Origin of the sequence: Enterococcus sp. AZ071, assembly GCF_050499065.1 — a bacterium.
GTDB lineage: Bacteria > Bacillota > Bacilli > Lactobacillales > Enterococcaceae > Enterococcus_A > Enterococcus_A ferrettii.
The window spans coordinates 403,130-417,853 of sequence record NZ_JBIPAS010000001.1; the positions used below are offsets into that span (position 1 = coordinate 403,130).

Below are 14,724 nucleotides of genomic sequence, written 5' to 3' on the forward strand. Positions count from 1 at the left end.
GCATAAACAATGAGGAGGAACAAAATGAAAACAGCGTTGATCGGCTTATTGGGCGTATTGGTCGGAGCAGCTATTGTCGGAATTGCTGCTGTTATTTTTTTCAGATATATAGAAAGAAAAGATATTCGTAAAAGAGATCTGGAACATCGGGTGAAAGAAATTGAAACATTGAATCTTCTGAATAAAAAAATAAATGAAGTGCTAGGAAAACGGAATGTTTTAATGGAAGACTATGCCCGTTTCAATTCTTTTGATGATTGTTATATTACTATTGATGACTTCATCTATCTTCACTCATTTGCAGCACAAAATAATTTTTACTTGCCAAACTATTTAATTGAAGAGTTCTTCAAAAATATTTCGCAGCGGAAGTCTATTTTGTCGCCGGAAGAAACCGTAAAAATGGGAGGCTACACCTATAAGGGTGGTCGTGTCGTGATGGAATCCTTTTCTGACGAATTGGTGGGAATCATTAATGAAAAGAAAAATCAGTTAAGTAAGCTGACGAAAAAACCACTCCATTATTTTGACGTAAAGTAAAAAGTAAGAGGTGAGACTACGTGACCTTAATTATGGCCCACCGTGGAAGCAGCGGAACACATCCAGAAAACACTTTGCCGGCCTTTGCAGAAGCTGTACGGGCAGGAGCAGATTGCATTGAGCTGGATGTTCATTTGACAAAAGACAAGCACCTGGTCGTGATTCACGATGAAAGTGTGGAACGAACAACTAATGGTAAAGGGCTGGTTCGCGAATTGACTTTGGAGGAAATCAAGAAGTTGGACGCGGGCAGCTGGTTTGCGAAAAAGTATCAAGCTACTAAAATTTCGACTTTGCAGGAGGTATTGAACCTGTTGCTGCAAATGCAATATCGTGGAATTTTGAACATTGAAATTAAAACTGATAAGTACCATTATCCTAATATTGAAGCCGCATTGTCAGAGGTCATGCAGAGTCGTGATTGGCCGTTTACTTACTGGTATTCCAGCTTCAATCTGGAATCTTTGCGAATTATGCACGAGATTGAAGCCGAGGCTCAGCTGGATTTGATTTTAAAGAAATCTCGGGCAAAGGTTGAAGCGGCTTTAGAAATTGATTTTATCGAAGGCATTCATCCCAGCTATGAGTGGGTACAAGAGAATTTAGCGATGGTGGGGAGCTATCCGAAGCCGATTCGTCCATGGACAGTCAATCTCTATCAATCGATGATTGAATGTATGGATCTGAATGTGGATGGGATGTTTACCGACTTTCCGGAAAAGGCACATCGAGTACGAAGCAGGATCAAGCGATGAAGAAAGTAATCGCAATTGTTGGTCCGACAGCTGTTGGCAAGACTAGCTTAAGTATTGAACTTGCTAAGCGTTTTAATGGAGAAATCATCAGCGGTGATTCGATGCAGGTATATCGTACCTTGGATATAGGTACGGCCAAGGTAACCTCAGAAGAGATGGAAGGGGTTCCTCATCATCTAATTGATGTGCGCGACATCACTGAAAGCTATTCTGCAGCTGATTTTCAAGTTGCTGCGAGACAAAAAATTGAAGAGATTTACCAACGGGGGAAGTTGCCAATTGTTGTAGGCGGCACTGGACTTTATATTCAATCTTTATTGTGGGATTATAAGCTGGGCAATGAGAACCAGCAGGAAGATCCTTCATTGCGGGAAAAATATGCCGCTTTTGCTGAAGAGCATGGCAAGCAAGCCTTGTGGGAGAAGCTGGCAGCACTGGATCCTTTGGCAGCTGAGAAAATCCATTTTAATAATTTGAAAAAGGTTATTCGAGCTTTAGAAGTTTATCAGCTTACTGGACATTCAATTTTAACTCCGAAAGAAACACCGAAATTATTGTATGATGCGTATTTGATCGGACTTGATACGGATCGTACGGTCTTGTATCAGAGAATTAATCAACGGGTGGATTTAATGATGCAACAGGGTGTACTGGAAGAAGCCGAGAAGCTGTTCCCTTTCAAGGATCAGCAAGCTGCTCAAGGCATTGGCTATAAAGAATTCTTTCCCTTTTTCGAAGGGGAGCTATCGTTAGAGCAGGCTGTTGAAGATGTGAAGCAACAGTCCAGACGATACGCTAAACGCCAGCTGACTTGGTTTCGTAATCGGATGCCGGTCTACTGGTTTGATTTAGTTCAGCACTCGGATGAGACCGTAAAAATAGAATCAGCCATTGCGCAATGGCTCGAGGAGGGATAAGTCATGTCAGAGAGAGTTATTCTTGTCGGAGTAGAAACAGAAGAAAATAAACAGAATTATCTGGAATCCATGCAGGAATTAGCTGGGTTGACCAAGACCGCTCATGGAGAGATTGTTTTTTCTATGACGCAAAAACGTCCCAGAGTAGATCGTCAAACAATCATTGGTAAGGGGAAAGTAGAAGAGCTGACTCAATTAGTGGATGCCCACGAAGCTGAGCTGGTTATTTTCAACCATGCGATGACCCCCAGACAAAGTCAAACCGTAGAAGACATTGTTGGTGTGCCAGTAATTGACCGGATTCAACTGATTTTGGATATTTTTGCGCAGCGAGCGCGTTCCAAAGAGGGCAAGCTGCAGGTAGAGCTGGCTCAGTTAAGCTACCTGCTGCCTCGTCTTATGGGACAGGGCCATAGTTTGTCACGACTTGGCGGAGGGATTGGAACAAGGGGTCCTGGGGAAACCAAGCTGGAAACGGACCGTCGTCATATCCGTAACCGTATTTCTGCAATCAAAAAAGAATTGAAGAATGTCGAAGCTCATCGTGAACGCAGTCGCCAAAAGCGGCAACAGTCAAATATTTTTCAAATGGGCTTGATAGGGTACACCAATGCTGGCAAGTCGACGATCTTGAATTTATTGACCAATGCGGAGACGTACTCTAAGGATCAGTTATTTGCGACCCTGGATCCGTTGACTAAGAAATGGCAATTGCCGCAAGGAATGCAAACTACCATTACTGATACTGTTGGCTTCATTCAAGATTTGCCAACGCAATTGATTGACGCCTTTCACTCTACTCTTGAAGAGAGTAAGGGGATGGACTTGCTGCTGCACGTAGTGGATGCTAGTTCAGAGGACCGCCTGCAGCAAGAGCAAACAGTTATGACTTTGCTGAAGGATTTGGAAATGGATGATATCCCAATTTTAACCATTTACAATAAAGCCGACCGGATTGATCCTTTTAGTTTTACGCCAACCTTGTTTCCTAATACTTTGATTTCGGCTAAGTCCAGTAAAGGTAAAGAAGTCTTGGCTGAAGCAATCAAAAAAGAAATCATGGAACTGCTGGAACCTTATTTATTAACAATTAAGGCCGAAGATGGGCAGTCTCTAAATGCAGTTCGACGAGAAAGCTTAGTATTGAGTGAAACATTTGAAGAAGAAAAAGAAGTTTATCAAGTTCGTGGCTTTGCGAAGCGGAGTTCCGTTTGGATAAGGAGAATGGATGATGAGTTGGACGGCTAATTTAGCCCCTGAGTTAGTAAAAACAATTGATAAAGTTGATCAAAAAATTGAACCGGCTTTAAAAAAAGTGAGAGAAACGGCGCTCTCCAATCAAGCAAAGGTTTTAGCCGCCTTTCGGGAACAGCACGTGTCAGAAAGTCATTTTTTGCCATCAACCGGTTATGGCAATGACGATTTAGGTCGGGATACGTTAGAAGCAGTTTATGCCCAAACTTTTGGTGCTGAAGCGGCATTAGTACGTCCTCAGCTTGTTTCGGGAACTCATGCTATTTCGACTGCTTTGTTTGGTGTTTTGCGTCCTGGAGATGATCTGCTTTATATTACTGGGACACCTTACGACACATTGCTGGAAGTTATTGGAACCCAAGGCAATGGGATTGGCTCAATGAAAGAGTATCAAATTGGCTATGATGAAGTTGCCTTATTAGAAGATGGATCAGTGGATTTTGAGGGCGTGAAGCAAAAATTAACTGAGAATACTAAAGTGATAGCGATTCAGCGTTCGCGCGGCTATGCCGCTCGTCCTTCTTTTACGATCAATAAGATCAAAGAGATGTGCGACTTTGTTAAAACAGTCGCACCTGAAGCAGTTATTTTTGTCGATAATTGTTATGGGGAGTTTGCGGAATTGCTGGAACCAACTCAAGTTGGGGCTGACTTGATGGCTGGTTCCTTGATTAAGAATCCTGGTGGTGGTATTGCTAAAACCGGCGGCTACCTTGCCGGTAAAAAAGAGATCGTTGAACGTTGTGCTTATCGCTTAACTACGCCAGGAGTTGGTGCGGAAGGTGGAGCGATGCTAGGCAATGTTTATGATATGCTGCAAGGGTTTTTCTTAGCCCCTCACGTAGTTGGTCAAGCGATTCAAGGAGCGATCTTTTCTTCAGCACTGTTAGCAGAATATCAAATTGAATCCACCCCTAAGTGGGACGATCCCCGCACCGATTTGATTCAATTGGTAGAGTTAAAGGAGCGAGATGCCATGATTCGCTTTTGTCAGTCTATTCAAAAATTCTCACCGATTGATGCTTATGTAGCGCCGATTCCTTCTTACATGGCGGGCTATGAGGATGATATTATTATGGCAGCTGGAACTTTTGTTCAAGGTGCCAGCATTGAATTAAGTGCGGATGGGCCTTTACGTGAACCGTATTCTCTTTACCTGCAGGGCGGTTTAACTTTTGAGCATGTGAAGGTAGCCGTTTCAAATGCAGTGAATGATGTTTATCATCAGTCTAAGGCTGAATAAAATTTACTGAAAAACAGGCGTTTCCTATCGGGAGACGTCTATTTTTATGTCGTTCAAAGAGTCATGTTAGAAAATTATTTGCGTCTATGTAAGAAAATCTAACATTTGCGGTTGACAACTGGTCTAATGCTTGGTATCCTATTTTCAACATTAAGAAACAAGGAGGATATTTGATGCGGGAGAAAGAATTGCGTCGTTCATTAGCTGTTTTTCCAATTGGTACAGTTATGAAATTAACTGATTTAACTGCTAGGCAGATCCGTTATTACGAAGAACAAGAATTAATCCATCCAGAGCGGAGCGAAGGCAACCGCAGAATGTATTCTCTGAATGACATTGATGTGCTTCTGGAAATTAAGGATTATTTATCAGACGGTCTGAATATGGCTGGAATTAAACGAGTGTATCAAATGCGCCAGGACGAAGAAAAAGCGGCCAGAGAAAAGCCGCCGTTGACCGACAAAGATGTTCGTCGAATCTTCTATGATGAAATGCTGACCCAAAGCGGGTTAAGTCAACAACATCCATATCAATCGCAAGGGCCAAAGCTTTAGTGGTTGTGGAATAATAAAAAAATGAAGCGTAAGGAAGGGATACTATGCCAAAGAGAGATTTATCAGTTGAGGACATTAAAAAAATCGTTGAGGAAGAGAACGTCCGCTTTTTACGTTTAATGTTCACCGATATTTTAGGAACAATTAAAAACGTAGAAGTACCAGTAAGCCAATTAGAAAAAGTGTTAAGCAACAAAATGATGTTTGACGGTTCTTCTATTGAAGGATTCGTTCGGATCGAAGAAAGTGATATGTATCTATATCCAGACTTGACTACTTGGATGATCTTCCCATGGGAAAGCGAACACGGCAAGGTTGGACGTTTGATCTGTGACATCTACAATCCAGACGGTTCACCATTTGCAGGAGATCCTCGCGGAAACCTAAAACGTGTATTGGCTGGTATGGATGAATTTGGCTTTACCTCTTTCAACTTAGGACCAGAACCTGAATTCTTCTTATTCAAATTAGATGAATGTGGCGATCCTACATTAGACTTGAATGATAAAGGTGGATACTTCGATTTTGCTCCGACTGACCTTGGCGAAAACTGCCGACGCGATATCGTGTTAGAATTAGAAAGCCTAGGCTTTGAAGTAGAAGCCTCTCACCACGAGGTAGCTCCTGGTCAACACGAAATTGATTTCAAATATGCCGATGCAATCGAAGCTTGTGACAATATCCAAACCTTCAAGCTGGTTGTTAAAACAATTGCTCGCAAACATGGTCTGCACGCAACCTTCATGCCAAAACCTTTATACGGAATCAATGGTTCAGGTATGCATTGCAACATGTCATTGTTTAACGACGAAGGCAATGTCTTTTATGATGAAGATGGTCCAATGCAATTAAGCGACATTGCTTACCAGTTTTTAGCTGGTCTATTGAAACACGCTCGTGCTTACACAGCAGTATGTAATCCAATTGTTAACTCTTACAAGCGCTTAGTACCAGGATTTGAAGCACCTGTATACGTAGCATGGAGCGGTCGTAACCGTTCACCATTGATCCGTGTACCTGAATCTCGCGGACTTTCTACTCGATTAGAATTGCGTTCTGTTGACCCAGCTGCAAATCCTTATATGACAATGGCAGTATTATTGGAAGCCGGCTTAGACGGTATCCGCAACAAATTAACACCGCCAGCAGCTGTTGACCGCAACATTTATGTAATGACAGAAGAAGAACGTAAAGAAGCACAAATCCTTGATTTACCTTCAACTATCCACAACGCAATTAAAGCTTTGCGTGAAAACCAAGTAATGATGGATGCTTTAGGTTCACACATCTACAACAACTTCTCGGAAGCGAAGAAGATTGAATGGGCAGCGTTCCGTCAAACGGTGTCTGAGTGGGAACGTGAGCAGTACCTAGAATTATATTAATCCCTAACTTACGGAAAGACCTAGTGAAGAATCCCTCTTCACTAGGTCTTTTTTTCGTTTCCAAAGTAGTCAAAACAACCCCATGGCTGTAAAGGAACTCTGCGAGTTGTTGGAAAAAAAGCCATGCCGGTGTTTGCCAAGAAAAAGGGATTAATGCTTTAACGGTTGCTGCAAAAGTGATCACCCAACTGCCGATGGGAAGAGTCGATGAAGAAACGACCTGTAATATCGGAGTCGTACAAGGCGGCAGTGCCACAAATGTAGTGATGGGCGAGGTCGAGATGCAATTTGAGGCCCGCAGTTTTGATCGGTTAAAAATTAGAAAAATTGATCGAGCAGGTGAAAACTGAATTCCAAACAGTTTGTCAGGCCAACGGAGCTATTTTTGAAGAGACACTAAGTTATGGAACACCAGGCTATACCATCGATGATCAAAATGCCTTAATTGTATCTTTTCAAAAGGCCTGTAAAAAACAAGGTGTCAGCTATCAAGGAGCGGCCTGTGGCGGCGGAAGCAATACCAATGTGTATCGCATGAGGGGAATAAATGCTGTCAACCTGTCGACAAATATGAAAAATATTCATTCGACAGATGAAAGTATTGCTGAAGCAGATTTACATCAAATGCTGGAAATATTGCTTTCACTAGTCGAAAAATTTATCAATTAAAGAACAGACAAAAAGCAGTGGCACGAGTCCGCTGCTTTTTGTTGTTGAAGAAGTTTAAATATATAAGTGACGGCTGATCATTCAGCTTGGCGGGCATTCTCAGCATCGATCGAAGCATTCTGCGCATCTACTTCGGCTTGCATCCGTAAACGTTCGGCTTCCTCTTCATCTGCGTAACGAGCGTTTTCAGCATCAGCTGAAGCCTGTTGTTCCGCCGCTCGGCGCTGAGACTCTGCCTCCCAACTAGCATTGTCAGCATCAATTGAGGCTCTAGCTTCAGCGTATTCTCGTGAAGCTTCCGCTTCTTGAGAGGCTTGCTGTTCACTAAGGAAGGCTTCTAAGGAAGCATTTTGTTCATCAATTGACTGTTGATAAGTATTTTCAGTAGAAGACGACTCTAAACTGCTGGAAGAAGTCGAACTGGAAGTTTTAGTCGTTGTTGTTGTAGTGTCAGTTGTCTTTGAGCTGCTTTTAGTTTTTTTATAGGGTTTCAAAATAAGTTTTTCCCCCGTTTTTTCAGGAGTCAGCACTAAATTTTTATTGTCCTTTTTAATGGTATAATCATTATCTAGGTCAAGGTCCTTGTTTTTAAGGTGGATACTGTTACCTTTTAAGGAGTATTGAACTTTAAATTTCATGTTTTCTAACAACTGCTTCCCGAAATCTTCCCCCATTTTTTCCCACTCGTTGGAGGATTCAGACTCCATATCCGAAGTATCAAAGGACAGTGTCATTATCTCGTTGCTGAAAGTAGCCAAGTAATTGATGGACTCATCATTCTTTTTGATATCCAATTGCCAGTCATGTGCTTTTAAATCTTCTACAGTCACTTTACTGCTGCAGCCTGCGAGCAAAAAAGTAATCACTAATACGAAACAAACGCTCCCCAGCTTTTTCATCATTTTTCCTTCTTTCCGTTGATTATGAGTAAATTTTATCATCAATTTTGCTAACTGAATAGACTTATGTGAACCTTCTCATAGCAGAAAAGAATGGATAAAGACCGGAAAATCTTTTTCCAAAATAGTTGTTAAAAAAATTTATTCATTCAGTCATGTTCGAGCAAAAAGCTTAGCTTATCAAGCAGGTTTTAATGGAATCCTGAAGAAAAAGGTGGAAAGTCCGGGATAAATGAATTCAATATTTGTAAGTTGGTGCTTCTTTTAGTAAAATGGTAAGTGTGAAAACTTTGAGAAAGAGGTGTAGCTTTATGGGATATACAGATGAAACAGTCCGTTTTGATTTTGATGACAATCGCAAGAAAGAAATCAGCGAGACGTTAACGATCGTCTATAATGCTTTAGCAGAAAAAGGATACAACCCAATCAACCAAATCGTTGGGTATTTATTATCAGGAGATCCGGCGTATATTCCACGTTACCAAGATGCGCGTAACCTGATTCGCCGTCACGAGCGTGATGAAGTGATGGAAGTATTAGTGAAATACTATCTATCTAACCACGGTATCGATCTTCCATGAGAATCATGGGATTAGACGTTGGTTCCAAAACGGTGGGTGTTGCAGTAAGCGACCCATTTGGATGGACCGCACAAGGAATTGAGATCATCCGAATTAACGAACACAAAGGTGAATTCGGTTTTGAACGATTAAAGGAATTGGTTAAGGAATACAACGTTGACCGATTTGTAGTGGGCCTGCCCAAAAATATGAATAATTCCATCGGACCTCGTGCTGAGGCTTCGATGGAATATGGCGAAAAGATCAAAGAACTTTTTGATCTGCCTGTTGAGTATCAAGATGAGCGCTTAACGACCGTTCAAGCTGAACGTATGTTGGTCGAGCAAGCTGATGCATCACGTTCCAAACGAAAAAAAGTGATTGATAAAGTTGCTGCAGTGATGATTTTACAAAATTATCTCGATCGAACCAGCAATAAATTTTAGAAAAGAGGAAAGTAAATGGCACACGAACACACTCATGACCATGATCACGATCACGAACATGAAATGATTACATTGGTGGATGATGAAGGAAATGAAACCCTGTATGAAATCTTACTAACAATTGACGGACAAGAAGAATTTAACCGTAATTATGTATTGCTTTATCCTGCGGGTGCCCCAGAGGACGAAGATGTTGAATTGCAAGCTTACGCATACGTAGAAAACGAAGATGGCAGCGAAGGTGAATTGCTGCAAATTGAAACGGATGCTGAATGGGACATGATTGAAGAAGTCTTCAACACGTTCATGGCTGAAGAAGAAGAATAGAAATAAGACCTTATGGCTAAATCCTCAAAAAAGGATTTAGCCTTTTTTTGTTCGCTACCACCGAGAACTTTAAAACGCATGCTGACTATCGAATCATCTTATTCAGAAGTTCTAACCATTCAAGGTTCATTCAAGGTACTTTTACGTATAGTAAAGCCAAATAATAACTGAAGGGTGGATACTTGAATGTCAAAAACTAAAAAATCTTTACTTACATTTCTCATCTTATGTTTTTCAATTAGCTTCATCTTTTACTATTTAATAATTGCTAAACAAATACTGGAATTTAGTTATCTTCTTATGTGGTGTCCGGGAATTGCAGCGATTGTTACTAGTTTGATTTACCATCGTAAAGAAAATGCACTGCATATCAATCGAACACATCTAAAGTATATCGCCATTACATTTTTGCTGACTTTCTTGTATTGGGGTATTTCATATGGTATCTATTTCTTGATATATGGAAGAGATGTCATTGTGGCAAATATGCCACTTGAGTTGGTCAAAAATCCAATGATGCTGTTTATAATGCTGGTAATTTATTTTGTTACTGCGTTAGGAGAAGAACTTGGCTGGCGAGGGTACATGGTACCTAAGTTAAATGAACTATATGGCTTTTAGAAGGGTGCATTGATTAGTGGATTTGTCTGGGCATTATGGCATGCGCCGATAATTTTAAGTGGCTATGTATCAACGATTTCGTTAGGATATCAAGTTCCAATTTATGTTTTACAAATGGTTGTTGTGTCCTATACAATGTTTTACCTTATTTTGAAATCGAAAAGTGTTTGGCCAGCAGTCTTTTTACATTTTTTAGATAATTTTGTCAGTCAGCTGCTGTTAGATCAATCTTTTGGAGGTCCGCTGAGTCCTTATCTAGTAGGCGAGACTGGGATAATTTCATTATTGATGATGATCATTGTTGCGGTAATTGTCATCAACATGTACAACAATCAATCGAAAGTAAAAACGTCGATTTACTATAAAAAAGCTGCTTGATCCAGAAGCTCCCTAATACTTTGATAGAACTTACCCACCTGACTTTTGATTGAAGAGTCAGTTTTTTTGTGTACAACAATTCCACTGCCATACTATTGACAATTTTGTTTTGTAGTGTACTATTGTATTAGTACACTATTGGAGGCATCAGATGAACTTCGCGGAAGATCGACCAATCTATTTGCAAATTATGGATGAAATCATCCAACAAATTATTGCTGGCAAGCTTAAACCAGGTGAAAAAATATCAGCAGTCCGAGAAATGGCGGTCCAATTATCAACGAATCCCAATACTGTCCAACGCTCGCTGCAGGAGCTGGAACGGATGAATATTCTTTACTCGGAACGAGGCAAAGGACGGTTCGTAACTTCAAATCAAACAGTTTTGGAAAATTTAAATCAAGAGAAGGTTGCTCAAGTGATGAACGATTATTTGAGTAATATGAAGCATTTGGGGTTTTCCACAACAGAAGCCTTAGAAAAACTGCAGCACTTTATTGAGGAGGATCAGGAATGAGTTTTATAGAAGTAAAAAACGTACATTATAGAAAAAACAGTCATGAAATATTTTCTGATTTGAATTTTTCATTAGGGAAAGGCAGGATCGTAGCCCTGTTAGGTGAGAATGGCTCAGGAAAAACGACCATCATGCGACTTCTTTCGGGGTTGGCGCTTAATTGGAAAGGCCAGATGAGTATTGATGGAACAATTATCGGAGATGAAACTAAATCCAAGGTGTCCTATATTGTTAATTTAAATGATTTTCCTAAGGACTTTACCATTAGCAAGGTTTTAGATTTTTATCGACGTTTTTATGCAGATTATTCCTCAGAACGAGCTGAAGAATTATTGAACTTCATGGAAATAAACCCTCAATCTAAATTAAAAACTCTATCCCGTGGTCAATTGGAGAAAGCGGCTTTAGTCGCTACCTTAGCTAGAAAGACTGAAATCTATCTTTTGGACGAACCTCTGAGTGGGATTGATTTGTTGACTAGAGAAAAAATAATTCAATCCTTAATTCGTTGGTTTGATGAAAAAAGTTTGATTTTACTTACCACGCATCAAATGACTGAAATCGAAAATATTGTTGATGAAGTGATGATTTTGAAAAATCGCCAGATTATCCAGCATCAAGATATGGAACTACTTCGGGAAACTAGAGGAATTGGTTTGGAAAATCTTTATCGGGAGGCGTTAACACAATGAAATGGCTAGCACTTTTAAATGACCATAATACCAGAAAGCTTTACTTATTAAGTACGGTGCTGAGTCTCTTCTACACCTGCTTAAGTATCTACTTTTACTTAGCAAAAGATATCCATACTCCTGGCGTGTTGCCTTTAGTGGCCGGATTGCTGACGTGGGGATTCATAATTGGCGATACAACACGCTTTGGTAACTTTTTTTCGAAAAGAACAGTTCGCTTACTGCCTCTAAGGATCAGTCAGCTGTATTTAATAAATATTTTATTGTCTCTTTGTAATTTCGTGTTTTTTACTCTAATTAACGGTGTAATTTGCAGCCTAGCTCATTTAGTGATTTATCTCATAGTCTAAATGTTCCTAACTTTGACTTTATGCACTTGGGAGATTTATGGAATAGCTTAAGTTTATTAGGTTTTTATATTCTTTTGCAATTTTTTATCTTGTCAACTCAAGCAATCTGGCAGCGTTGGTCCTCTAAGATTTCTAAAGCATGGGTGCCGTTGCTATTCGTGGTTTTAGTACTGGCTTTCTTGTACATTCAAGAGTTGTTTCAAGGAGTCTTGACGACGATTCCATTTGCCCTGTATCTGACTATTTTAGTTGCTATAGCAATCGCAGCTTCATTGGTGATCGTCAACAAGTATATTGAAGAAACAGACTGATTACCGAGTAAATAAATTTAGCATAAGAAGGAGGGATCAGGTTGAAAGTTTTGCTCTATTTTGAAGGCAAAAAAGTTTTAGCAAAATCTGGTATTGGTCGAGCGTTAGAGCATCAAATGGAGGCTCTTTCTACTGTAGGCATTGAATACACGTTAGATCCTGCCAGCACAGATTATGACATCCTTCATATCAATACTTATGGTCCCAACAGCCAACGCATGATTGCTAAGGCGCGGCGATTGGGGAAAAAGGTAATTTATCATGCACATTCTACTGAGGAGGATTTTCGGAATTCGTTTGTTGGTTCAAATCAATTGGCTCCTTTATTTAGAAATTATCTGGTCCGTCTTTATTCGAAGGCTGATTGCTTGATTACACCGACTGACTATTCTAAAGAGCTCTTAGAAAATTATGGTCTCAAAATGCCAATTAAAGTTGTTTCTAACGGAATCAAAATGAAGAATTATCAGCCGAATAGTGAGAAGGAACAAAAATTTCGTCAGTACTTCGACTTAAAACCGGGCGAAAAAGTGATCATTTGTGTGGGATTGTATTTCAAACGGAAAGGCATCTATGACTTTGTAGAAATTGCTCGACAAATGCCGGAATACAAATTTATCTGGTTCGGATATGTTCCATTGTACAGCATACCTAAAGAAATCCGAAAAATAGTGAAAACCAACCATCCTAGCAATGTACTTTTTCCTGGATATATCAAGGGAGATATTATTCAAGGCGCTTATTCTGCAGCTGATTTGTTCTTTTTTCCTTCCTATGAAGAGACTGAGGGAATTGTAGTATTAGAAGCTTTAGCTAGTAAGCAGAATGTTTTAGTTCGAGATATTCCCGTATATAAAGAGTGGCTGGAAAGCGGTAAGAATTGTTTTATGGAAGTCGATAACAAGAGTTTCAAAAGGAAAATTAAGCAAATTGTTGGAAATCAAGCACCAGATGTAACCAGAAATGGCTATCAGACAGCTAAAAAGAGAAGTATCGAGTCCATTGGCAAGGAATTACTGGCTGTTTATCAGTCCGTACTGAATTATTCAAGCGATTTGGCAACAAGTGAGAATTGATAAGGATAGCATGGCTGCACCCAGAGCGAGAATAGGTGCAGTTTTTTTAGTGATTTTTTGGTTAACAAATGCTTTTTCATTCATCTGAACAAAATTTCATGTTATTTTTCCTTGACACATTTTCTAACTAGTGGTAAATTCATTTTATCAAATCGTAAACATTACGTTTTGTCTGCCGTAAATAGTAATGCTGAAAGGAAGATTAAATGGCTAAAAAATCAAAAATTGCGAAAGCTCGCAAACAGCGAGAATTGATCGATCGTTATGCTGAGATTCGCCGAGAATTAAAGGCCGCTGGTGATTACCAGGCTTTAGCAAAGTTACCAAAGGATTCCAACCCTAATCGTTATAAAAATCGTGATTTAGTCGATGGCAGACCTAGAGCTTATATGAGCAAATTTGGAATGTCACGGATTAATTTTAGAAGACTAGCACATCAAGGAAAGATTCCTGGTGTCAAAAAAGCTAGTTGGTAATAGGAGGAATTGGAATGGCAGTACCAGCAAGAAGAACATCTAAGACGAAGAAGAAATTAAGACGAACCCATCAAAAGGTTTCTCGACCTGAAATATCTTTTGACGAAGCTATGGGTGAATATCGCCGAAGTCATCATGTTTCGTTGAAGGGGTACTACAAAGGGAAGAAAGTAATCGATTAGGAGCTGATCGTGATGGAAATAATCTACCCGCCGTTAGTTGAAGAAGGATTCAGCTATTTACTGGGACAAAAACAGGAAGTTGGCAGCAAGGCTGAATTTTATCGATCGATGGTGAAAAAAAGGATGATTTCAGAAACAGGGGAACCGACTGATTATGCAATTGAACAAGGCTGGATCAAGGTTTTTGATGAAGCAGAAGGTCTCAGCCTTGAAAATTTTTTAAAACTCTATCCAGTATTTCAACGGTATGATCTTAATCAGTTTCAGCAAATTAATGGTTTCTGGGAAATTCCTCTTAGTCTGAAGCAACAGATTTTACAACAGTTGTCAGAGGAAATCTTTAATTATGATGAAGAACTTCAGCTCAAAGAATACTTAACAGATCGATAAAAAGGAGAAAGATATGAGACAAACTATTATTTTGGAATGTGTAGAGACTGGAGAACGCTTGTATCTGACTAGCAAAAATAAACGCAATACTCCCGAACGACTGGAGCTGAAAAAGTACTCTCCTAAACTACGGCGTAAGGCGATTTTTCGAGAAACAAAATAGTTTAGAGTGGGAGGAAGCA

The 14,724-nt window shown here is 39.9% G+C and carries 21 protein-coding genes and 2 pseudogenes; 22 read left to right on the plus strand and 1 reads right to left on the minus strand.

Going from position 1 to position 14,724, the window contains the following annotated elements:
* Positions 1 to 24 precede the first annotated feature (24 nt).
* The 9 genes and pseudogenes from IGI49_RS01870 (at position 25) to IGI49_RS01910 (ending at position 7,317) form a co-directional block, all read left to right on the plus strand.
* A complete protein-coding gene (locus tag IGI49_RS01870) occupies positions 25 to 540 on the plus strand; it encodes a hypothetical protein (RefSeq protein WP_207703388.1) in 516 nt (171 codons plus the stop codon).
* 20 nt (positions 541 to 560) lie between these two features.
* Positions 561 to 1,295 (plus strand): glycerophosphodiester phosphodiesterase family protein, encoded by a 735-nt coding sequence (locus IGI49_RS01875; RefSeq protein ID WP_207703389.1) that lies wholly within the window; start codon positions 561 to 563, stop codon positions 1,293 to 1,295.
* Positions 1,292 to 2,212 carry a tRNA (adenosine(37)-N6)-dimethylallyltransferase MiaA gene (gene miaA / locus IGI49_RS01880; RefSeq protein ID WP_207703390.1) on the plus strand — a complete coding sequence of 307 codons (921 nt, stop codon included), beginning with the start codon at positions 1,292 to 1,294 and terminating at the stop codon, positions 2,210 to 2,212. The genes IGI49_RS01875 and miaA overlap by 4 nt, the downstream gene beginning before the upstream one ends.
* Before the next feature lie 3 nt (positions 2,213 to 2,215).
* Positions 2,216 to 3,460: a GTPase HflX gene (hflX, locus tag IGI49_RS01885; RefSeq protein WP_207703391.1), complete on the plus strand. Its 1,245-nt coding sequence runs from the start codon at positions 2,216 to 2,218 to the stop codon at positions 3,458 to 3,460.
* Positions 3,444 to 4,709: an aminotransferase class I/II-fold pyridoxal phosphate-dependent enzyme gene (locus IGI49_RS01890; protein ID WP_207703392.1), complete on the plus strand. Its 1,266-nt coding sequence runs from the start codon at positions 3,444 to 3,446 to the stop codon at positions 4,707 to 4,709. The genes hflX and IGI49_RS01890 overlap by 17 nt, the downstream gene beginning before the upstream one ends.
* Positions 4,710 to 4,882: 173 nt before the next feature.
* Positions 4,883 to 5,263: a MerR family transcriptional regulator gene (locus tag IGI49_RS01895; RefSeq protein ID WP_010755909.1), complete on the plus strand. Its 381-nt coding sequence runs from the start codon at positions 4,883 to 4,885 to the stop codon at positions 5,261 to 5,263.
* Between the two features lie 44 nt (positions 5,264 to 5,307).
* Positions 5,308 to 6,648: a type I glutamate--ammonia ligase gene (gene glnA, locus IGI49_RS01900; RefSeq protein WP_207703393.1), complete on the plus strand. Its 1,341-nt coding sequence runs from the start codon at positions 5,308 to 5,310 to the stop codon at positions 6,646 to 6,648.
* 125 nt (positions 6,649 to 6,773) lie between these two features.
* Positions 6,774 to 6,998: pseudogene (locus IGI49_RS01905) on the plus strand (peptidase dimerization domain-containing protein); the annotation flags it as partial.
* Positions 6,988 to 7,317 carry a hypothetical protein gene (locus IGI49_RS01910; RefSeq protein ID WP_207703394.1) on the plus strand — a complete coding sequence of 110 codons (330 nt, stop codon included), beginning with the start codon at positions 6,988 to 6,990 and terminating at the stop codon, positions 7,315 to 7,317. The pseudogene IGI49_RS01905 and the gene IGI49_RS01910, both read left to right, overlap by 11 nt.
* A 77-nt stretch (positions 7,318 to 7,394) precedes the next feature.
* Here the strand turns inward: IGI49_RS01910 and IGI49_RS01915 are convergent, their stop codons facing one another.
* Positions 7,395 to 8,216 carry a LysM peptidoglycan-binding domain-containing protein gene (locus tag IGI49_RS01915; RefSeq protein ID WP_429963148.1) on the minus strand — a complete coding sequence of 274 codons (822 nt, stop codon included), beginning with the start codon at positions 8,214 to 8,216 and terminating at the stop codon, positions 7,395 to 7,397.
* 311 nt (positions 8,217 to 8,527) lie between these two features.
* Between IGI49_RS01915 and IGI49_RS01920 the strand changes: the two genes are divergently transcribed.
* The 13 genes and pseudogenes from IGI49_RS01920 (at position 8,528) to rpmG (ending at position 14,705) form a co-directional block, all read left to right on the plus strand.
* Positions 8,528 to 8,797, plus strand: coding sequence for an IreB family regulatory phosphoprotein (locus IGI49_RS01920; RefSeq protein WP_010755917.1), 270 nt, complete (start codon positions 8,528 to 8,530; stop codon positions 8,795 to 8,797).
* Positions 8,794 to 9,222, plus strand: coding sequence for a Holliday junction resolvase RuvX (ruvX, locus tag IGI49_RS01925; protein ID WP_207703396.1), 429 nt, complete (start codon positions 8,794 to 8,796; stop codon positions 9,220 to 9,222). The genes IGI49_RS01920 and ruvX overlap by 4 nt, the downstream gene beginning before the upstream one ends.
* Before the next feature lie 15 nt (positions 9,223 to 9,237).
* Positions 9,238 to 9,549, plus strand: coding sequence for a DUF1292 domain-containing protein (locus IGI49_RS01930; protein WP_207703397.1), 312 nt, complete (start codon positions 9,238 to 9,240; stop codon positions 9,547 to 9,549).
* Positions 9,550 to 9,849: 300 nt separating this feature from the next.
* Positions 9,850 to 10,548: pseudogene (locus IGI49_RS01935) on the plus strand (CPBP family intramembrane glutamic endopeptidase).
* 151 nt (positions 10,549 to 10,699) lie between these two features.
* On the plus strand, positions 10,700 to 11,065 hold the full coding sequence (locus IGI49_RS01940) for a GntR family transcriptional regulator (protein ID WP_207703400.1): 366 nt from the start codon (positions 10,700 to 10,702) through the stop codon (positions 11,063 to 11,065).
* The gene (locus IGI49_RS01945; protein WP_429963149.1) at positions 11,062 to 11,757 is read left to right on the plus strand and encodes an ATP-binding cassette domain-containing protein; all 696 of its coding nucleotides are present in this window, start codon (positions 11,062 to 11,064) and stop codon (positions 11,755 to 11,757) included. The genes IGI49_RS01940 and IGI49_RS01945 overlap by 4 nt, the downstream gene beginning before the upstream one ends.
* Positions 11,754 to 12,107: a hypothetical protein gene (locus IGI49_RS01950; RefSeq protein ID WP_207703402.1), complete on the plus strand. Its 354-nt coding sequence runs from the start codon at positions 11,754 to 11,756 to the stop codon at positions 12,105 to 12,107. Before IGI49_RS01945 ends, IGI49_RS01950 begins: the two co-directional genes overlap by 4 nt.
* A 74-nt stretch (positions 12,108 to 12,181) precedes the next feature.
* Positions 12,182 to 12,418 (plus strand): hypothetical protein, encoded by a 237-nt coding sequence (locus IGI49_RS01955; protein ID WP_207703403.1) that lies wholly within the window; start codon positions 12,182 to 12,184, stop codon positions 12,416 to 12,418.
* 41 nt (positions 12,419 to 12,459) lie between these two features.
* Positions 12,460 to 13,494, plus strand: coding sequence for a glycosyltransferase (locus tag IGI49_RS01960; RefSeq protein WP_207703404.1), 1,035 nt, complete (start codon positions 12,460 to 12,462; stop codon positions 13,492 to 13,494).
* 206 nt (positions 13,495 to 13,700) lie between these two features.
* Positions 13,701 to 13,970 carry a 30S ribosomal protein S14 gene (rpsN, locus tag IGI49_RS01965; protein WP_207703405.1) on the plus strand — a complete coding sequence of 90 codons (270 nt, stop codon included), beginning with the start codon at positions 13,701 to 13,703 and terminating at the stop codon, positions 13,968 to 13,970.
* A 14-nt stretch (positions 13,971 to 13,984) separates the two neighbouring features.
* A complete protein-coding gene (gene rpmF, locus IGI49_RS01970; protein ID WP_207703406.1) occupies positions 13,985 to 14,152 on the plus strand; it encodes a 50S ribosomal protein L32 in 168 nt (55 codons plus the stop codon).
* A 12-nt stretch (positions 14,153 to 14,164) separates the two neighbouring features.
* Positions 14,165 to 14,542: a hypothetical protein gene (locus IGI49_RS01975; RefSeq protein ID WP_207703407.1), complete on the plus strand. Its 378-nt coding sequence runs from the start codon at positions 14,165 to 14,167 to the stop codon at positions 14,540 to 14,542.
* Positions 14,543 to 14,555: 13 nt separating this feature from the next.
* On the plus strand, positions 14,556 to 14,705 hold the full coding sequence (gene rpmG / locus IGI49_RS01980; protein ID WP_207703408.1) for a 50S ribosomal protein L33: 150 nt from the start codon (positions 14,556 to 14,558) through the stop codon (positions 14,703 to 14,705).
* The last annotated feature ends 19 nt before the right edge of the window (positions 14,706 to 14,724 follow it).